Raw genomic sequence first — 17,896 nt, 5'->3', positions numbered from 1 at the left:
AGAATAAACTATTTATTTTTTTCGATAACTTCTTCTACAAAAACACGTCTGCTAACTGCATCATAAGCTTCGGTTTCACCTAATTCTACGAGGTCTTGTCCCTCGGAAGTTCTCATAGAATAATTGGCTAAATTTCCTGTTCTCCTGCAAATCGCGTGAACTTTCGTTACATATTCTGCAGTCGCCATTAGATTTGGCATCGGCCCGAAAGGTCGTCCAAGAAAATCCATATCCAAACCGGCAATCACAACTCTTATCCCATTGTTTGCCAATTGATTAGCAACATCAACAATGCTTTCGTCAAAAAACTGAGCTTCGTCAATCGCCACAACGTGACAATTGGAACCAAGCAGAAGTATTTCAGAAGGACTTTCCACGGCCGTACTTCTGATTTTGTTTTGGTTGTGCGAAACAACATCTTCGTCCGAATATCTCGTGTCGATTTTCGGTTTGAAAATTTCCACATTTTGACCAGCCATTTCTGCACGGCGAAGCCTGCGGATGAGTTCCTCCGTTTTGCCGGAAAACATCGAGCCACAAATAACCTCCATCCAACCACTTTGTTTGGAATGATTGATTGTATTTTCTAAAAACATTATTAATTTAGCAAAAAATTGTTTTAAAATTCAATTAAGAAAAACTTAACGAAATCCTTTTACAGAACAAAATTGTTCTTAAATTTATAAACATCAAATTTAAGTAAAAATTAATAAGATTTATTATGCAAAACTTGCAACATCCATACGAAGAAATTTTCGGTGAAATCAAAATTCTTTTGGCAGAATTGTCGAATTCTGATTCTTATGAAAATCTTTTAACCAAAGAAAATCACCTGAATCAGATTTATCAAAAATTTTCTTTCCTAAAGATTTCGAACGAATTTGGTTTTTCTTCAACCACAAAAGAAGCTTTAGAAGTTATTGAAAATCAGGAAACAAAACTTAATTCTGATTTAATTTCAGTTGAGGAATTTGAGGATGAAAATAAAGTTGAGGAAATCATCGTGGCAGAAACTGAAGTTCACGATATTTTTGATGACGTTCCGGAAGTGGAAGAAGTTCACTCATTTAAAGAAATTGATGAGCAGGAACATTCTCAGGAAGATATAGTTGAGGAAGTTTCCAATTTTGCAGAAATCGAATCTCACGAAAATAAAGTTGAAGGGGAATTTCAATCTGAAGAAATTTCAGTCTTAGAAGATGAATTTGTAGAGGAAGTTTCCAGTTTTGCAGAAATTGATTCTGAGGAAAATGAATTAGTTGAAGAAGTTTCAAACTTCGCTGAAATCGATTCTGAAGAAGAGCAGATTGAGGATGAAATTCAAACTGAAGATTCGCAAATCGTAGAAAATGAATCTGTTGAATCTGTTTCGAATTTTAACGAAATAAATTCTGAAGAAAATAAGGTTGAGGAAAAAGTCGAAGAAAATGAATTTATTTCCGAAATCGAAGAGAATCTATTACAAGATAGTTCTCAGAAATTAGAACCAATGCAAGACAGTCAGTTCTCTTTTGCGATGAATAGAGAAGAAACTCAAGCACCGAAAGAAGATGACTACCAAGAAAGACTTGCCGAAAAAGAAGCTAAGTTGAAAGAATTGGAGGAGAACCACAGAAAAATTGTGGAGCTTTCCAAAAATTCAGTTCCCCAGGAAACGCCAAGAAAAGATTATGAAGCGCAAGAAGAACATCTGGATAAGAAATTCAAGCTGGCAAATATCAAAGGTTTGAAAGTCGCCAAATCTCTTTTCGATGATGACCACTTGGAAGATATCGAACAGCATCAACCAAAACAAGAATCCGGAAGCCTATTGAAAAATAATGTGCCGACAGATTATATGGAGGCGCCAAAACCAAAACCGGAATTCAAACTCGATTTAAATGACAGAATCGCATTCTCTCAGCATCTTTTTGATGGAAGTCAAAGTGAATTGAATCAAGTGGTTACGGTTCTTAATTCTTTCACTTCGCTTGATAAGGCTCAGGAGTTTTTGAGTGATATTTATTATGAGAGAGATTGGAAAAAAGTGGATAGTTACGCGCAGAGATTGTGGACTTTGGTGGAAAATAGATTTTTATAAATGAGTGGAATTTTATATTTCGTCCCAACGCCGATCGGGAATTTGGAAGATATGACTTTCCGTGCGGTAAAAGTGCTGAAAGAAGTAGATTATATTTTGTGCGAAGACACCAGAACCTCAGGATTTCTCCTGAAGCATTATGAGATTTCAAAACCTTTGAAGTCCTATCATTTGCACAATGAGCATAATATGACGGAAAAAGTCATTAATGATTTAGAAAACGGCCAAACGATCGCAATTATCACGGACGCAGGAACACCAGGAATTTCTGACCCAGGTTATCTCTTGGCGAAAGCTTGTGCAGATAAAGATTTGGAAATGATCTGTCTGCCTGGCGCAACAGCCTTTGTTCCAGCGCTTGTAGTTTCCGGATTGCCGAATCACGATTTCTATTTCGCAGGTTTCCTTCCACAGAAAAAAGGACGACAAACCAAACTGAAACAATTGGCAGAAGAGAAGAAAACCATCATTCTCTATGAAAGTCCTCATAAAATCAATACAACACTTGAGCAAATCAAAGAGTTCTTTGGCGATGAGACGAAAGTGAGCTTGAGCAGAGAGATTTCCAAAAAATTTGAGGAAACAAAGCGCGGAAATATTGATGAATTGATTGCATTCTCAAAAAGCAAAACTTTGAAAGGCGAGATTGTTTTGATTGTGAATAATTCTTAAAATACTATTTTTGCCATAACAAATAGAAAATACGATACAACTATATGGGACTATTAGAAGGAAAAGTTGCAATCATCACAGGTGCAACCAGAGGAATTGGAAGAGGAATTGCGGAAGTTTTTGCAAAAGAAGGTGCAAAAATTGCGTTCACTTACGCCGGTTCTGTTGAAAAAGCCAAAGAATTGGAAACAGAACTCAGCAAAACAACTCAAATCAAAGGTTATCAGTCAGATGCTTCAGATTACGATGCTGCTCAGAAATTGGTAGAAGACGTTTTGGCAGAATTCGGAGTGATTAATATCTTGGTAAACAACGCAGGAATCACACGAGATAACTTGTTGATGAGAATGTCAAAAGACGATTGGGACACGATTATCAAAGTCAATCTGGACTCTGTTTTCAACCTGACAAAAGCCGTTATCAAGCCAATGATGAAAGCAAAATCCGGTTCCATCATCAATATGACTTCCGTGGTTGGCGTGAAAGGAAACGCAGGACAAGCAAATTATGCTGCTTCAAAAGCTGGAGTAATTGGCTTCACAAAATCTATCGCCCTGGAGTTAGGTTCTAGAAACATCCGTTGCAACGCCATCGCACCAGGTTTCATCGAAACTGAAATGACGGCTGCATTGGACGAAAAAACAGTTCAAAGCTGGAGAGACGGGATTCCGTTGAAACGTGGCGGACAGCCGGAAGATGTGGCAAATGCCTGCGTTTTCTTCGGCAGCAATATGTCTTCTTACGTTTCCGGCCAAGTCCTGAATGTGGACGGTGGAATGTTGACTTAATCAAATTTAAAATAAATAATAAAATGCAGTGAGAGCTGCATTTTTTGTTTCATAAATATGTCAATCCATTTTCCTGTAACATTTGATCTTTTCGGTAAAGAAATTCTCATGCATCCCGTTTTGGAATCAGTGGGGATTTTCCTGGCGATGCGCTATTATTTCTATCTGAAAAATAAATCAAAGGAAAAATTACCATTAAATATTTCATTGGCAGTTTTAATTGGCGCAACAGCAGGCGCATTAATTGGCTCTAAACTCATTGGAAACTTAGAAAAACCAAGTTTACTTTTCAGTCATTTCTCATTCGTCAGATTCTGGACCAATAATACGATTGTTGGCGGATTAGCTTTTGGATTAATGGGCGTAGAAATAGCAAAGAAAATCGTCGGCCACAAAAAAAGCACTGGCGATTTGATTGTTTATCCACTATTATTGGCAATGGTTGTCGGGAGAATTGGGTGTTTTTTCACAGGAATCTATGAGGAAACTTACGGTTTACCAACCGATTCGATTTTCGGAATGCATTTGGGAGATCAATATCTAAGACATCCAGTCGCATTATATGAAATTGCATTTCTTCTTTTTATGTGGTTCGAATTGAAAATGATTGAAGGAAAAAAGAAATATCCATCAGGTTTTCTGTTCCAAATATTTATGCTGAGTTATTTCTGTTTTAGGTTTTTTCTTGATTTTATCAAACCAAGAGAAGAAATCATCGGAAATCTTGGAACAATACAAATCGTATGTTTATTGGTAATTTTATACTACATTTATAATATTAACAAAACACTTCAAAAACAAAGCAAATGAAATCACTGACCTTATTGGAAGTTGGAAATCTTGGTGGATTAGTTGCAATAATTATTGGAATTATAGTTGTTGTTGCCATTGTAATTTCACTTGTCATCACAGTTATTGCAAAAGTGATTTACGAATCTAAAGACAATCGGAAATTTACGAGCAAACAGTTTTGGCAGACCATGCTGATTTCGCTTTTGATTTGCGGTCTGATCAGCGGGATGGTTTGCGGCGGAATGTTTGTTTAAAGGGAAATTATGCCAGTTAGAGATTATACTTATTACGACTACACGATTAGTCTTTGTCCAGAATGTCTGAAACGCGTTGGTGCGAAAATTATCATCGAAAATGACGAGGTTTTTATGACCAAAAGATGTCCGGATCACGGATTTTTCAAGACCAAGATCGCAACCGACGTTCATTATTACAAAAATATCAGAAACTATAACAAAGCTTCGGAAACGCCGGTACATTTTGGGACAGATGTAGAGTTTGGCTGTCCGTACGATTGTGGTCTTTGTGTGGATCACGAGCAGCACAGCTGTCTTTCTATAGTAGAAGTTACGGATCGCTGTAATCTTACCTGTCCAACGTGTTATGCGATGTCTTCGCCACATTATGGCAGTCACAGAACTTTGGAAGAGATCGAAGCGATGTTTGACACCATTGTCCATAACGAAGGCGAGCCAGACGTAGTACAGATCAGTGGAGGAGAACCAACCATCCATCCGGAGTTTTTCAAAATAATGGATATTGCGAAGTCCAAACCCATCAAACATCTGATGCTGAATACCAACGGAATCCGAATTGCCAATGATCCTGGTTTTGCCGAAAAACTAGCCACGTACGCACCAGAATTTGAGATCTATCTTCAGTTCGATTCCTTCAAACCGGAAGTTTTAGAAGATTTCCGAGGCAAAGATCTGACCAATGTTCGGATGAAAGCCTTAGAAAAACTTAATGAATTAAACCTTTCCACAACCTTAGTTATTGTCCTTCAAAAAGGTAAAAACATTGATGAAATTGGTAAGATCATAGAGTTTGCTTTGAAGCAGAAATGTGTCCGCGGAATTACTTTTCAGCCAGTTGAGATAGCCGGTAGAAACAGAGAAGATTCGGCGCATGAAAAAATCACATTGACGGAAGTTCGCCAGGAGATTCTCAACCAGTTTCCACTTTTAAACGGCGACGACATTATTCCTGTTCCTTGTAACCCCGATTCTTTGGCAATGGGCTACATTTTGAAATTGGAAAACGAAATTATTCCATTGACGAGGTACATCAATCCTGCCGATCTTCTCAACAACGAGACAAAAAACACCATCGTTTACGAACAGGATACAGGTTTGCAGATGCAACTTTTAGACATCTTCAGTACTGGAATTTCTGTGGATAAGGTTCAGCCGAAGGTAAATCAGTTATTGTGTTGTCTTCCAGAGGTTTCTGCGCCCAATTTAGACTATGACAATCTCTTCAGAATCATTATAATGAATTTTATGGATGCTCACGATTTCGATGTTCGTGCGGTTAAGAAATCCTGCGTTCATATCGTCAATAAAGATCTGAAAATGATCCCTTTCGAGACGATGAATTTATTTTACAGAGACAGCAAAGTTCAGTATTTGGAAGAGCTTAAGAAAGAAGGGAAGGTTTTGTTTTAAAATAATCAACAGTCTAAATTTAAGAGGAGAAAACTTGCTTTGTAATAATTATGAGAATCAACGGAAAAATTTACAATAACATTTTATTGGTCTTTGCTTTGGAATCGGAAGCAGGAAAAGAATTTGAAAATTTCGAAAAAGTTTTTGTGGGAATTGGAAAAATTAAAGCGACTTATAATCTGACGAAGGCAATTCAGAAATTTAATCCTGATTTAATTATCAATCTTGGAACTGCGGGAAGCACGACGTTTGATAGAGGAAGTGTTGTTAATTGCAATCGATTTATTCAGAGAGATATGGATGTTCAAGCTTTAGGTTTTCAGAAGTTTGAAACACCTTTTTCCGATGAACCTGTTCTTCTTGAATATGGATTAAAATTAGAAAATTTCCCAAATGGAATTTGTGGTTCCGGAGATCAATTCGAAATTGAACATATTAATCCAGAATATAACATCATCGATATGGAAGCTTTTGCTCTTGCGAAAGTGGCGGAGCAGGAAGGAATCGATTTTCTTTGTCTAAAATATATTTCTGACGGAGCTGATGGAAACGCAGCTGATGACTGGACAGTAGAAGTGAAAAAAGCTTCGATTGCATTAAGAAGAGAACTTGACAAGCTTTAAATAGAAAACCAGCCAAATTATGGCTGGTTTTCTATTTATTTTAAATTAATTTCTTATCCATTAAAAACCTGATTCTCCTGCTCCTGAACTCTAATAAAAGTCGTTCGCTTAGAAAGTTCTTTCAGTTTCGAAGCGCCAACATATGTACAAGTGGAACGCACACCACCAAGAATATCTTTCACAGTGTCAGAAACTGGACCTTTATAAGCAACTTTTACAGTTTTTCCTTCGGAAGCGCGGTATTCTGCAACGCCGCCAGAATGTTTATCCATAGCTGTTTGAGAACTCATTCCGTAGAATAATCTGAACGTTTTTCCATTTTCTTCCACTATTTCGCCACCACTTTCGTCGTGTCCGGCAAACATACCGCCAAGCATCACGAAATCTGAGCCGCCACCGAAAGCTTTTGCCACATCGCCCGGAACTTTGCAGCCACCATCGCCGATGATTTGTCCGCCGAGACCGTGCGCTGCATCAGCACATTCAATAATTGCGGAGAGCTGGGGATAACCAACGCCGGTTTTTACGCGCGTTGTACAAACTGAACCAGGACCAATTCCCACCTTGATGACATCGGCGCCGGCAAGGATCAGTTCTTCCACCATTTCGCCGGTTACAACGTTTCCGGCGATGATGATTTTATCCGGGAAATTTTCTCTGGCTTTCTTTACGAATTGAACAAAATGTTCTGAATAACCATTCGCCACATCAATGCAAAGAAATTGAATCTTCGGATTGGCGTCTAAAATGATTTTTATTTTCTCTTCGTCAGCTTTTCCGGTTCCCGTGCTTAGTGCAATGTATTGGTAAAATTCGTCTGATTTTCCATTCAGGAATTGGTTCCATTCTTCAACTGAGTAATGTTTGTGGATTGCGGTAATTATTTTTTCTTTGGATAAGGCTTCTGCCATTTCGAAAGTTCCTACGGTGTCCATATTCGCAGCAATCAATGGAACGCCGCTCCATTTTTTCTGGGTGTGCAGAAAAGTGAATTCTCTTTCTATCGTAACTTCTGAACGGGATTTGAGTGTAGAACGTTTCGGACGAAACATCACATCTTTGAACCCTAACTTGATTTCGTTTTCTATTCGCATACTTCAAAATTAATATAATTTTTTTTGAAAATGGTGATGTTTGATGTTGAAAATTGATTTGAAAACTAAAGTTTGTTTTTATGACGAATCTGCAGCCCGACTTGAGCGGAAATCCTTTTTTGCGTGGACTCAGGTTCTATTGAAATTGAAATTGTCGGCAAAAAAGATTGACTTCGTCGAACCACTCCGTTAGGTTTGGGAGCGGAAGGCGGAAAAAGCTGCCCAAAATATTCAAATAAGAATTTCTATTTTTGTTTCTGTGAAACACCTCGTTATTATTGGTCTCGTGATTCCCGAGCCAGCTTCTACTGCAGCTGGTCATCGGATGATGCAGTTGATTCAGCTTTTTTCTGAAAATAATTATCGAATTACTTTTCTGACGGCTTCTAATAATGTGGAATTCTCTGAGAAAATAGCGATTGAAAAAATTGAAATCAATAATGAGAGTTTTGATGAGAAAATTAGAATTCTGAATCCTGATGTTGTTCTTTTTGACCGATATGTGACGGAAGAACAATTCGGCTGGCGCGTTTCTGAGAATTGTCCGAACGCTGTGAAAATCATTGATACGGAAGATCTTCATTTTTTGAGAGAAGCAAGAAGAAAGGCTTTTGTTGAAAAGAGAATTGTTGAAAAGAAAGATTTCATTAATGATGTTTTTGTGCGGGAAATTGCTTCGATTTTGCGTTGTGATTTGTCTTTGATTATTTCGGAATTCGAATATAAATTGTTGGTTGATGATTTTAAAATCAATCCAAATCTTTTGTTTTATGTTCCGTTTTTGACTGAGAATTTTGAGAAAAGCAAAACAGGTTTTGAAGATAGAAAACATTTTGTAAGCATAGGAAACTTTCTCCACGAGCCCAACTGGCAAACGGTTTTGAAGTTGAAACAAATTTGGAAATCAATCAGGAAAAGAATTCCGGAAGTTGAACTTCATATTTACGGCGCTTACACAAGTCAGAAGGTTTTGGAACTTCATAACGAGAAAGATGGTTTTCTGGTAAAAGGAAGAGCAGATTCTGTGGAAGATATTTTTAATAAAGCTAAAGTTTTGCTCGCGCCAATTCCATTTGGGGCAGGTTTGAAAGGGAAACTTTGGGAAAGCATGAAATTTGGATTACCAAATGTAACTACATCAATTGGAGCTGAAGCAATGCACAAAGATCTTCCTTGGAATGGTTTTATTGAAGATTCTGATGAGATTTTTGCTGAAAAAGCAGTTGAACTTTATCAAAATGAAACTGTCTGGAATCAGGCTCAGGAAAATGGATATGAGATTTTGGAAACTGTTTTCAGGAAAGATTTGTTTGCGGAGTCTTTCATTAATAAAGTCTCGGAAATAACTGATAACCTAGAAAACCGAAGAACCGAAAATTATCTCGGAAAAATCCTGCAACACCATCAATTAAATTCGACAAAATATATGAGCCGCTGGATCGAGGAGAAGAATAAGAAAACTAACTAAAACTGGAAATTATGCAAACTTGTAAAAATTGCGGACATCGTTTTGAAGGGAAATTCTGTAATAACTGTGGACAAACTGCGGATACGGAAAGAATTGATTTTCATTTTTTGAAGCACGAGATTCCGCATAGTTTTTTTCATATAAATGCCGGACTGCTTTACACCAGCAAACAGATGTTTATCCGTCCGGGACATTCTATCCGGGAATATCTTGAGGGAAAAAGAATTAAGCATATCCAGCCACTTTCTTTCATTTTGATACTAGCGGGATTCTATATTCTGCTTTGCCACTGGTTTCATCTCAATCTTTTCACATTGTCCGATGAGCAGGGATCCAAAATTGTGCTGAACCACAATTCTATTAGTTTTGATGAGTACATGCTGAAGAACTTTGGTTGGCTGACACTTGCAACGATTCCTTTTTACGCGATTGGAACGTTTGTCTGTTTTTATAATAAGGGATATAATTACACCGAATATCTGATTCTGAATACTTTCAAAGCAGGGCAGAGGCTGCTAATTCAGATTGTATTTTTGCCATTTATTTTCCTGATCAAACATTCTTTCAGCATCAGCAATGTTGTTCTGGTTATCTACCTGATTGATCTGGGACTTAATTTTTGGACGAATATTCAGTTCTTTAATTTTATGAAACCAATAAATGTTATCATTCGATCTCTTCTGAGCCATGTTATTCTAATCATTTTGTTGATTCTTATTGTGGCTTTGTTATTAGCGTTTGGAATACTTACCTGATCAACATAGAAATAAGAGAAAGTACACAAAAACAAAAAACCACCACATTTCTGTGATGGTTTTGCTCCTCTTGCTGGGCTCGAACCAGCGACCCTCTGATTAACAGTCAGATGCTCTAACCAACTGAGCTAAAGAGGAATGTTTCTTTTTGCTTTAAGCGTGTGCAAATATAGAAACTTTTTTAAAAACTCCAAAACTTTTTTTGAAAGTTTTTTTAATTTTTTCAGCTCACAGCTTGCACTATCAGCTTAACTATATCATTTCCAAATATTAACACCATCAGTCCTAATAAGAAAATCACACCCACCATTTGTGCATTTTCCAAAACTTTCTGTGGAACAGGTTTTCTCGTGATGATTTCCCACAATGTAAACAGAACGTGACCGCCGTCTAAGCCCGGAATCGGAATCAAATTAAGGAATGCCAGCCAGATAGAAAACTTAGCTGTAAAAGACCAGAACTGTTGCCAGTTGATAGAAAGATCTCCATCTTTGCTCTTATCCACGTGCATATTGTTTACAATCGCAATTGGTCCGCCTACTTTTTTGTAGCCTTTAATGGTTTTATTAAAGATCAATTTGAATTGCTTCACCTGATAAGTCAAACTCTCAATAGTTCTTGTGTAGCCTCTTCCAATAGATTCAGAAAAAGAATAGTGGTTCAAAGTGATCATCTTTTTGTAATCTTTGAAAGATCCAACTCCGACTTTTCCTTCTTTATCCACAGGAATTGAAATTGGAACCAAAGTCTGTCCTCGCTCAACGACAAATTCTACTTTCTTACCTGCTTTTTTAGAAACAATAGGTGCCAACTCATCATAATAATCGATTTTCTGATTATCGATACTAATTATTTTATCACCAATTTTAAGACCTGCATCCTGAGTTGATTTTTGAATGATTGTATCCACAGTCGGAGCAATTCTCGGCATCAGGAATGCTTTTGGAGTGCTCTCTTGCAAAACCAATGCTTTTCCTTCGTCGCTTGTCGGGAAAGTCACTTCTTTTCCGTTTCTCAAAACAGTTACGTTGTCGCTCAATAAAACATCCAAAGATAATTTATCAAAATCCTTTTGCGTTTTGCCGTCAACTTTTAAAATTTTATCACCGTTTTCAAAACCCATTTTCAGTGAAGGTTCAGAATAATACATTTTGCCGCCCAATTTCTCGGTGTCATAATTTTCCTCGCCATAGAAATAAGAAAGCGAACCGAAAATCAACCAAGCCAAAAAGAAATTAACCGTTACACCACCAAGCATAATGATTAGCCTTTGCCAAGCCGGTTTCGCACGGAATTCCCAAGGCTCTGCCGGTTTTTTCAATTGCTCGGTGTCCATGCTTTCGTCCACCATTCCGGCAATTTTCACGTAACCTCCGAAAGGAAGCCATCCGATTCCATATTTCACGCCTTCGTGTTTTCTCCAGTCGTTTTCAGGAAGTGTAGAAACGTCAATTGGCTGAAGAACTTTTTTACCGTCTATTTCAACTTCTTCCTCAGTAGGATCGTTTTTCGAAAAGAATCTATATTGCCATTTTCCATTAATCTTTTTCATTGTGAAAACGGAAAAATACGGATCGAAGAATAAAAAGAATTTGTCTACTTTGGTTTTGAACCATTTCGCTGGCAGGAAGTGCCCGATTTCGTGTAATGTTACAAGGATAGAAATGCTCAGGATAAACTGAAATATCTTTAATGCTAATTCCATTAATATGTTTTAAAATTATAAGTTGTCAAAGGTAATCAATTAGTCAGAAACTATACCAATGTAAAATCGCTGTCAAAAAGTCATTTATAGACTTCCTGATCATCAGTTTTATTTGGGCAGCTATTCCGCCCTCCGTTCCCGCTTTTTTTGTCATTGCGAAAGACCGGAAGTCGTATGTTGAGCCAGCCAACCATCGCAATAACAAAAAAGAGCTCCACTCAGGTCGGGCTGCGTGCGATTCCACGGAAACTAAAATTAGAAATATTAATTAGAAATCATTAATTTTAAATCAAAATTAAAATCGAAATTATGTCAAATATTCAAATGATAATCGAGGAAAGAGCTGCCGACATCGGGAACTTTCTGGTTGGGAGATTGCTGCCGTTTTCTCAGAAAAGAAGTGTTGGTCCGTTTGTTTTCATCGATCACATGGGACCAGCTGCATTAAAAGATTACGAAAATTTGGATGTTCCGCCACATCCGCACATCGGCCTTTCAACTTTGACTTTTTTGTTTGAAGGAAGTATTATGCACCGTGATTCTATCGGAACAGAGATCGAAATCAAAGAAGGCGCAGTCAACTGGATGACCGCCGGAAAAGCTGTTGCACACTCCGAAAGAACGCCAGAATATATGAGAACATCTGAAAAAAGTCTTCACGGATTACAAATTTGGGTAGCTCTACCAAAAGAACTGGAAGATATGGAACCGGAGTTTTGTCACATTAATAAAGAAGATATCCCAAGCTGGAGAGACAACGAGGTAGATTATAAACTGATTGCCGGAGAAATCCTCGGCCGCAAATCGCCGGTTCCGGTTTATTCGCCACTTTATTTCCTTGAAGTGAAAAATACTTCTGTGGAGGATAAAGAAATCATTCTTGGCGATTATCTTTTCGGGGAATCATCGCTTTATATTCTGGAAGGTAATATCGAAAGTGAAGGCAATCTTTACAATCCGAAACATATTCTCATTGCAAAAGATGCAAAACTCTGTCATTTTGTTTTGAAGCCCAATTCTACAGTTTACATTTTCGGAGGCGAACCGTTTCCGGAACCAAGACATATCTATTGGAATTTCGTTTCCTCAGAAAAAGAAAAGATTGAGGAAGCCAAAAGGAAATGGGAAAACCACGAGTTCCCGAAAGTCATTAATGATGATGGCTACGTTCCGCTTCCGCCGCAGAATAAGAATCTTAAACTTAAATAAAAATAAAAAGCAACTCAAATCGAGTTGCTTTTTTATGTCAAATTAATTTCTTTTTAAAAAGAGTACGAAACGCCAAAACTTCCATTGTTCCCGGCTTCTACAAATGCGCCCCAATTTTCCGTAAAGAAATATCTCGCCCCAATGTAAACGCCCAAGCCAAAGTTTCTGCCCGCAACACCCACATTCGCACCGGGATAAATATCCAGTTCCGGAGGTAAAGCCAAAGTTTCTTGTAGGTGAAACCCAACGCGTCCGAAGATAAACGGATTGTCATCTTTTTCATTAAAATAGACATTCGCGCCTCCACCAACAGAGATCAAACTGTTAAGCCCATAATCATAACTCGCAGCAATCCCGGTTCCGAATCCCCAGGCGTTGATTCCAGCCTGTGCTTTCTGATCGCCGGCGCCTGTCCATGCCTGTGAAAAGCCAAACACACCCAAATTGATTGCCATCAATGCAAAAATCTTTTTCATATGCAAAATTCAAAAATATAGTTTCTACAACGTTGTTTTACGGATTTTATTTTTCTTTTTCTTCAAATGAAAACAGCAGGTAAAATAAAAACGGCAGTATAAAAATACTTCCCAACAGCAAAGCCCAACCCAATGCCGCAATGGTTTTAGGCGCCGCACTTTCATCAAACAAAGACAATGAACTGCCATTGGCGAAGAGAATAATATCAGGATTGTGCTGATAAGTTGCTGCCACCAGAATCATAATGATTTGAAAACCACCAAGAACCCTCGCAAGTAAGAAATTACTTTTTTTAATAGCATCATTTGTAAAGAGTAAGCTGATTGTGGCTAGGGTAATTGCAATGATTCCCAGAGCCTTGGAAAAGATCCATTTCAATAAAGGGATATCAGAAAAATATGCACTCACAAAAACCAGAACGCCTGTAATTACAACATAAAAAGCAGTTTGTCTGGTCTTGCGGATCAGGATTGGTAAGACATCATCAATAAATCTTGCTTGGTGGAGAGAAAATAATGAGGCCAGATAAGCACAAAGTGCAACCGTGAAAAATCCCACACAAACACCAAACCAATTCAGCCAGCTGAAAATATAGAGACCAAGGAAATCTTTTGCTTCCGTATCAATAGAGCCGGAAATCGTTGCGGCTGCGATCATTCCAAGGAAAAAAGGCGTCAGTAAGCTGGAGTAATAAAATATTTGTGTGTAAAGTTTCTGCCAGCTGTCGTGTACCGCATCGTAATTTCTAAAGGTGAAAGCGGTTCCTCTCGCAATAATGCCAACCAGCATCAAAACCAAAGGAATATGAAGATAGGTTGAAACGGTTGTGTAAATCGTAGGAAATCCCACAAACAGAATCACAATCGCAATAATCAGCCACATATGATTCGCTTCCCAAATGGGTGCGATAGACTTTAACATAATCGATTTTGTCTTGTCCCGATAAGATTTTCTAGAAAACAATTCGATAATTCCTGCTCCGAAATCTGCGCCACCAGTGATGATGTACAAACAGATCGAAACCCAAAGAAATGCAATTACAACGTAGATCATTTTTATTTGGTTTTAGGATTATAATTAGGATCAGTCGGATCGTAGAGTTTCGGAACCATTTTGATTTGTCTTAATAAAAGAAAAACGATAATTAATGATAACGAGAGGAAAACCATTGTGAAAAAGTAAAATGAATATTGGATTCCAGGCATTGGCGTGACAGCGTCAATGGTTCGCATAATTCCGTAGATGATCCAAGGTTGTCTTCCGACTTCTGTCACCGTCCAGCCAGCTTCCAGAGCAATATAACCAAATGGAATTGCTGCAACGAAGATTTTTAAAAACCATGATTTCGTAAGCCATTGCTTTTTCCAAAAACTGGCAATCAGATATAATCCACCGATTCCCATCATTACACTTCCGAAGAATATCATAATTTGAAAAGCATAATGCACAACGGCAACTGGCGGCCATTCGTCTTTCGGAAAATCTTTCAGACCTTTTACTTCAGAATTAAAATCGCCGTTTGCCAGAAAACTCAAGACTTTCGGAACTTTGATGGCATATTTTATCTGTTCCGTTTTTTCATCCGGAATTCCGCCAATGACGAAACTTGCGCCTTTTTCGGTTTCGAAGTGGGCTTCCATCGCTGCCAGTTTGATGGGTTGTCTTTTAGCAACAGATTTCGCTGCAACATCCCCACTGATTGGTGCCAGCAAAGCTCCGAAGATGGCAAATCCTGCAGAAATCCTGAACGCTTTTGTGTGGAAACTGATATTTCGTTTTTTGAGAATCATTAAGGCGTGAATCCCTGCAACCGCAAACCCAGTCGCTGCAAAGGCTGCAACCGTCATATGAAAAGCCTGCGGAAACCAAGCCTCGTTGAACATCGCTTTTATAGGATCGATGTTCACATATTGTCCATTAATATAATCGAAACCAGCCGGACTGTTCATCCAGGCATTGGCTGCAACAACCAGAATTCCGGAAGCTAAACCACTCACGCCCACGACAACACCACAAAACCAATGAAACCATTTGTTGAATTTTTCCCATCCGTAAAGAAAAAAACCAATGGCAATCGCCTCAATGAAAAATGCGGTTCCTTCCAAAGAAAACGGCATCCCGAAAATAGGACCAGCGTGCTCCATGAACTTTGGCCAGAGTAATCCCAGCTCAAAAGACAGCATCGTCCCGGAAACCGCACCGGTTGCAAAAAGAATCGCAACACCTTTGCTCCAGGCTTTCGTAAGGCCTTTGTAAACTTCGTCTTTTGTTGTGAGATATTTGTAATGAGAAAACGCCATCAGGAAAGGCATTACCATCCCGACACAGGAGAATATAATGTGGAATCCCAGAGACATTGCCATCTGCGAACGGGCAGCAATAAAATCATCCATAACCTTAATTTGATGGTAAAGTTAGTTCTAATTCCGAAGCTTTCGATTGTATTTCGCCAAGACAATTGTCATATTTACTGAACTTGTAGTAGTTTTTTATTAATGCCAATACTAAATTAATTTTTAATTTTTTATAAATCAACCAGCCCGATATTCTTCGGGCTGGTTGTTTATTATTGAATGTTTCCTATATATTGTGAGTTAGAGGCCGTTTCTCCGTTTTCTGATCGGAATGCGATCCAGACATGGATTTTTTTTGACTGAAAGTTAACAGGAAGATTAGCTGTGTAAGATGCATCTGATCGTTTGGCGGCATTCTCAATAAAAAAAGAAAGATGATCTCCATCCGCGGCAATTAGGATCTGAGCGAGGTCATTTTCTCTTTCGGCATTGCCTCCAGCGTTGTCCTGCCAGGAGATTTCCAAAGATTCAGATGAAGCCAGATTCAGGTTTAACGGAATTGGCGCCAAAAGGTTTCCTTTGGAAAAAGAAATGGCAGGATAGTCCGGCGTGATGGTAGAGTCTGCGTAATCGATGTTGAAATTCTCCATCAGATTGGTCATTGCCAGAATGTAGCTGGACTTCATTCCGTTTCGGATTCCGAAGTGTTTGCAGGCGTATCCTTTGTAGGACTGCATAAATTCTGTGCATTTCTTCATCCGGTTCTGTACCATCAGCTGTTTGGCGGATGGTGGCGAAGTGCGTTTTCTCGGACGGATTCTCGTGATTTCGTTTCCGAATACATTGGCAACCACGATGCGTCCTGTGCGTCCTGAAGTGCCAGATAATAGTGAGTCGTATAACTTACCCATAATAAAGTGTTTTTTTGGTTTAAAAATATTGTGAATTAATTACCACCGTGGTAATGTTTTTCAAAAGTATTTTCCCAAAGCGACAAAACCTGACGTGTTATTTTTTATTTTGAATCTGATTCAAAAAATAATTTGAGCCATAAAAATCCACCTGTTTTTCTGGGGTAGTTTCTATATCCTTTCTTCGATGTTTGTTCGATGCTTGTTCGAATGTTGTTGTATGTTTTTATTCCTGAAATTATCATATTATGTTAAATAGAATTAATCATTGTATGAAATCCATTTAACATAATAAATTACTTGTAAAAACACTTGAAATGTTGCTAAAATTTTGCTAATTTGGCAATCGTTAAAAATAACCAATGAAAAAACTCATTATAAGCCTGGGCGTCCTAGCTGTGGGATCTTCCTATGCCCAAAAGGTAAGCTGGCAAAGAGAAATCCCCTCTTCCACACAGGATTTTCTTACAGCTATGACTTCTACCATAGACAGACAGATTCTCTTGTCCGGCAGTTCCATCCAAAGCCAAAAGCCAGCAGCTATAGGCAATAATCAAAATACCGCTACGACTATCATATCATAAAACTTGACCAGCAGGGTCAGAATGTTTGGGAGAAATACTTCGGCGGCACGAGACACGACTACCTGACCTCTTCCATTGCCACACAGGAAGGAGGGATTTTACTTGCAGGAACTTCCTTTTCTAACCAGTCCGGAGATAAAAAAGAGAATAATCTTGGCGGTAGTGACGCCTGGCTGATTCGTCTCGACGAAAATGGAGAAGAACTGTGGCAAAAAACTTTGGGAACGAAAAGCAATGACGAGGCATCTGCAGTTGTACAGTCTACAGACTTGGGATTTTTTGTGGCCGGAAATATTAATGATAATAAAAAGCTGTTCGGTTCTAAGGACGTTTTCATTTCCAAATTGGACAAAGACGGAAAATTAATTCAAACTACAATTTTTGGAGGAAAGTCTGTAGACGAAGTTACCGATATGACGCCCACGCCGGATGGCGGTGCGGTGGTTTTGATATATTCGTCCTCTCCTAATATCCTCTCCCCAGCCCTCTCCAAAGGAGAGGGAGCTAACTACTCTGAAAAATGGGAGTTAGCGGAGATTGGTAATCTGAGTCCTGCAACACTGAATCCGAAACTCGAAACGCATTACGGCGAAGGCGATTATTTCGTTGTAAAACTGGACAAAAATTCTAAGATAGAATGGCAGAAAACTTACGGAGGAACCGGCGACGACCGTCCGAAAAGCATTGCTTTTACTGACAATGGATATCTGGTATCAGGCGAAAGCAGAAGCAATTCTTCAGGAAACAAAAAAGAAAATGTAAAGGATGGAACGGACA

At 38.5% G+C, this 17,896-nt stretch carries 18 protein-coding genes, 1 tRNA gene and 1 pseudogene; 12 read left to right on the top strand and 8 right to left on the bottom strand.

The annotated features are described in order from the left end of the window. Positions 1-8: 8 nt before the first annotated feature. Positions 9-596, bottom strand: coding sequence for a thymidine kinase (locus OPU68_RS00100; RefSeq protein ID WP_498471899.1), 588 nt, complete (start codon positions 594-596; stop codon positions 9-11). A 125-nt stretch (positions 597-721) separates the two neighbouring features. Here OPU68_RS00100 and OPU68_RS00095 point away from each other — a divergent pair, with 125 nt between their 5' ends. Genes OPU68_RS00095 through OPU68_RS00065 form a run of 7 tightly spaced genes read left to right on the top strand, consistent with a single transcriptional unit; the run spans position 722 to position 6,622 of the window. Beyond that, on the top strand, positions 722-2,080 hold the full coding sequence (locus tag OPU68_RS00095; RefSeq protein WP_498471898.1) for a DUF8457 domain-containing protein: 1,359 nt from the start codon (positions 722-724) through the stop codon (positions 2,078-2,080). Beyond that, positions 2,081-2,752, top strand: coding sequence for a 16S rRNA (cytidine(1402)-2'-O)-methyltransferase (rsmI, locus tag OPU68_RS00090; RefSeq protein ID WP_133944568.1), 672 nt, complete (start codon positions 2,081-2,083; stop codon positions 2,750-2,752). It abuts the gene before it with no gap. 44 nt (positions 2,753-2,796) lie between these two features. After that, positions 2,797-3,540, top strand: coding sequence for a 3-oxoacyl-[acyl-carrier-protein] reductase (gene fabG, locus OPU68_RS00085; RefSeq protein WP_498471896.1), 744 nt, complete (start codon positions 2,797-2,799; stop codon positions 3,538-3,540). A gap of 57 nt (positions 3,541-3,597) precedes the next feature. Beyond that, positions 3,598-4,350 (top strand): prolipoprotein diacylglyceryl transferase, encoded by a 753-nt coding sequence (locus tag OPU68_RS00080; protein WP_498471895.1) that lies wholly within the window; start codon positions 3,598-3,600, stop codon positions 4,348-4,350. After that, positions 4,347-4,586, top strand: coding sequence for a hypothetical protein (locus tag OPU68_RS00075; protein WP_498471894.1), 240 nt, complete (start codon positions 4,347-4,349; stop codon positions 4,584-4,586). The genes OPU68_RS00080 and OPU68_RS00075 overlap by 4 nt, the downstream gene beginning before the upstream one ends. A 9-nt stretch (positions 4,587-4,595) precedes the next feature. Beyond that, positions 4,596-5,999, top strand: coding sequence for a radical SAM protein (locus tag OPU68_RS00070; RefSeq protein WP_498471893.1), 1,404 nt, complete (start codon positions 4,596-4,598; stop codon positions 5,997-5,999). Between the two features lie 50 nt (positions 6,000-6,049). Further along, positions 6,050-6,622, top strand: a complete 573-nt coding sequence (locus tag OPU68_RS00065) for a 5'-methylthioadenosine/S-adenosylhomocysteine nucleosidase family protein (RefSeq protein ID WP_498471892.1) — start codon at positions 6,050-6,052, stop codon at positions 6,620-6,622. A gap of 53 nt (positions 6,623-6,675) precedes the next feature. Here OPU68_RS00065 and OPU68_RS00060 read toward each other — a convergent pair whose 3' ends face one another. Then, positions 6,676-7,716 (bottom strand): GMP reductase, encoded by a 1,041-nt coding sequence (locus OPU68_RS00060; RefSeq protein ID WP_498471891.1) that lies wholly within the window; start codon positions 7,714-7,716, stop codon positions 6,676-6,678. A 259-nt stretch (positions 7,717-7,975) separates the two neighbouring features. Between OPU68_RS00060 and OPU68_RS00055 the strand changes: the two genes are divergently transcribed. After that, positions 7,976-9,184 carry a glycosyltransferase gene (locus OPU68_RS00055; RefSeq protein WP_498471890.1) on the top strand — a complete coding sequence of 403 codons (1,209 nt, stop codon included), beginning with the start codon at positions 7,976-7,978 and terminating at the stop codon, positions 9,182-9,184. 11 nt (positions 9,185-9,195) lie between these two features. After that, entirely contained in the window at positions 9,196-9,939 is a 744-nt protein-coding gene (locus OPU68_RS00050) for a DUF3667 domain-containing protein (RefSeq protein WP_498471889.1), read from the top strand. Between the two features lie 64 nt (positions 9,940-10,003). Here OPU68_RS00050 and OPU68_RS00045 read toward each other — a convergent pair. Next, positions 10,004-10,077 (bottom strand) — tRNA-Asn (locus OPU68_RS00045). An 85-nt stretch (positions 10,078-10,162) separates the two neighbouring features. Then, positions 10,163-11,644 (bottom strand): RIP metalloprotease RseP, encoded by a 1,482-nt coding sequence (gene rseP, locus OPU68_RS00040; RefSeq protein WP_498471887.1) that lies wholly within the window; start codon positions 11,642-11,644, stop codon positions 10,163-10,165. A gap of 309 nt (positions 11,645-11,953) precedes the next feature. Here rseP and OPU68_RS00035 point away from each other — a divergent pair, with 309 nt between their 5' ends. Continuing rightward, positions 11,954-12,853 (top strand): pirin family protein, encoded by a 900-nt coding sequence (locus tag OPU68_RS00035; protein WP_498471886.1) that lies wholly within the window; start codon positions 11,954-11,956, stop codon positions 12,851-12,853. A 53-nt stretch (positions 12,854-12,906) separates the two neighbouring features. Here the strand turns inward: OPU68_RS00035 and OPU68_RS00030 are convergent, their stop codons facing one another. The 4 genes from OPU68_RS00030 to OPU68_RS00015 form a co-directional block, all read right to left on the bottom strand. Continuing rightward, a complete protein-coding gene (locus OPU68_RS00030) occupies positions 12,907-13,329 on the bottom strand; it encodes a DUF6646 family protein (RefSeq protein WP_498471884.1) in 423 nt (140 codons plus the stop codon). Positions 13,330-13,375: 46 nt separating this feature from the next. Beyond that, a complete protein-coding gene (locus tag OPU68_RS00025) occupies positions 13,376-14,383 on the bottom strand; it encodes a cytochrome d ubiquinol oxidase subunit II (protein WP_498471883.1) in 1,008 nt (335 codons plus the stop codon). A 2-nt stretch (positions 14,384-14,385) separates the two neighbouring features. Continuing rightward, complete coding sequence (locus OPU68_RS00020) at positions 14,386-15,723, bottom strand: cytochrome ubiquinol oxidase subunit I (RefSeq protein WP_498471882.1); 1,338 nt, start codon at positions 15,721-15,723, stop codon at positions 14,386-14,388. A gap of 173 nt (positions 15,724-15,896) precedes the next feature. Further along, positions 15,897-16,535, bottom strand: a complete 639-nt coding sequence (locus OPU68_RS00015) for a DUF6266 family protein (protein ID WP_498471880.1) — start codon at positions 16,533-16,535, stop codon at positions 15,897-15,899. Positions 16,536-16,933: 398 nt separating this feature from the next. Here OPU68_RS00015 and OPU68_RS00010 point away from each other — a divergent pair, with 398 nt between their 5' ends. After that, entirely contained in the window at positions 16,934-17,119 is a 186-nt protein-coding gene (locus tag OPU68_RS00010; protein WP_498471879.1) for a hypothetical protein, read from the top strand. A gap of 218 nt (positions 17,120-17,337) precedes the next feature. Next, positions 17,338-17,896, top strand: a pseudogene (locus OPU68_RS00005) (T9SS type A sorting domain-containing protein); the annotation flags it as partial.

Source organism: Chryseobacterium sp. TB1-D10 (genome assembly GCF_059803555.1).
This window is presented reverse-complemented; position numbering and strand designations above follow the sequence as displayed.

Coding starts and splice junctions, on each gene's coding strand:
- OPU68_RS00100 (WP_498471899.1), bottom strand. CDS start 596: ATGTTTTTAGAAAATACAATCAATCATTCCAAACAAAGTGGTTGGATG.
- OPU68_RS00095 (WP_498471898.1), top strand. CDS start 722: ATGCAAAACTTGCAACATCCATACGAAGAAATTTTCGGTGAAATCAAA.
- rsmI (WP_133944568.1), top strand. CDS start 2,081: ATGAGTGGAATTTTATATTTCGTCCCAACGCCGATCGGGAATTTGGAA.
- fabG (WP_498471896.1), top strand. CDS start 2,797: ATGGGACTATTAGAAGGAAAAGTTGCAATCATCACAGGTGCAACCAGA.
- OPU68_RS00080 (WP_498471895.1), top strand. CDS start 3,598: ATGTCAATCCATTTTCCTGTAACATTTGATCTTTTCGGTAAAGAAATT.
- OPU68_RS00075 (WP_498471894.1), top strand. CDS start 4,347: ATGAAATCACTGACCTTATTGGAAGTTGGAAATCTTGGTGGATTAGTT.
- OPU68_RS00070 (WP_498471893.1), top strand. CDS start 4,596: ATGCCAGTTAGAGATTATACTTATTACGACTACACGATTAGTCTTTGT.
- OPU68_RS00065 (WP_498471892.1), top strand. CDS start 6,050: ATGAGAATCAACGGAAAAATTTACAATAACATTTTATTGGTCTTTGCT.
- OPU68_RS00060 (WP_498471891.1), bottom strand. CDS start 7,716: ATGCGAATAGAAAACGAAATCAAGTTAGGGTTCAAAGATGTGATGTTT.
- OPU68_RS00050 (WP_498471889.1), top strand. CDS start 9,196: ATGCAAACTTGTAAAAATTGCGGACATCGTTTTGAAGGGAAATTCTGT.
- rseP (WP_498471887.1), bottom strand. CDS start 11,644: ATGGAATTAGCATTAAAGATATTTCAGTTTATCCTGAGCATTTCTATC.
- OPU68_RS00035 (WP_498471886.1), top strand. CDS start 11,954: ATGTCAAATATTCAAATGATAATCGAGGAAAGAGCTGCCGACATCGGG.
- OPU68_RS00030 (WP_498471884.1), bottom strand. CDS start 13,329: ATGAAAAAGATTTTTGCATTGATGGCAATCAATTTGGGTGTGTTTGGC.
- OPU68_RS00025 (WP_498471883.1), bottom strand. CDS start 14,383: ATGATCTACGTTGTAATTGCATTTCTTTGGGTTTCGATCTGTTTGTAC.
- OPU68_RS00020 (WP_498471882.1), bottom strand. CDS start 15,723: ATGGATGATTTTATTGCTGCCCGTTCGCAGATGGCAATGTCTCTGGGA.
- OPU68_RS00015 (WP_498471880.1), bottom strand. CDS start 16,535: ATGGGTAAGTTATACGACTCACTATTATCTGGCACTTCAGGACGCACA.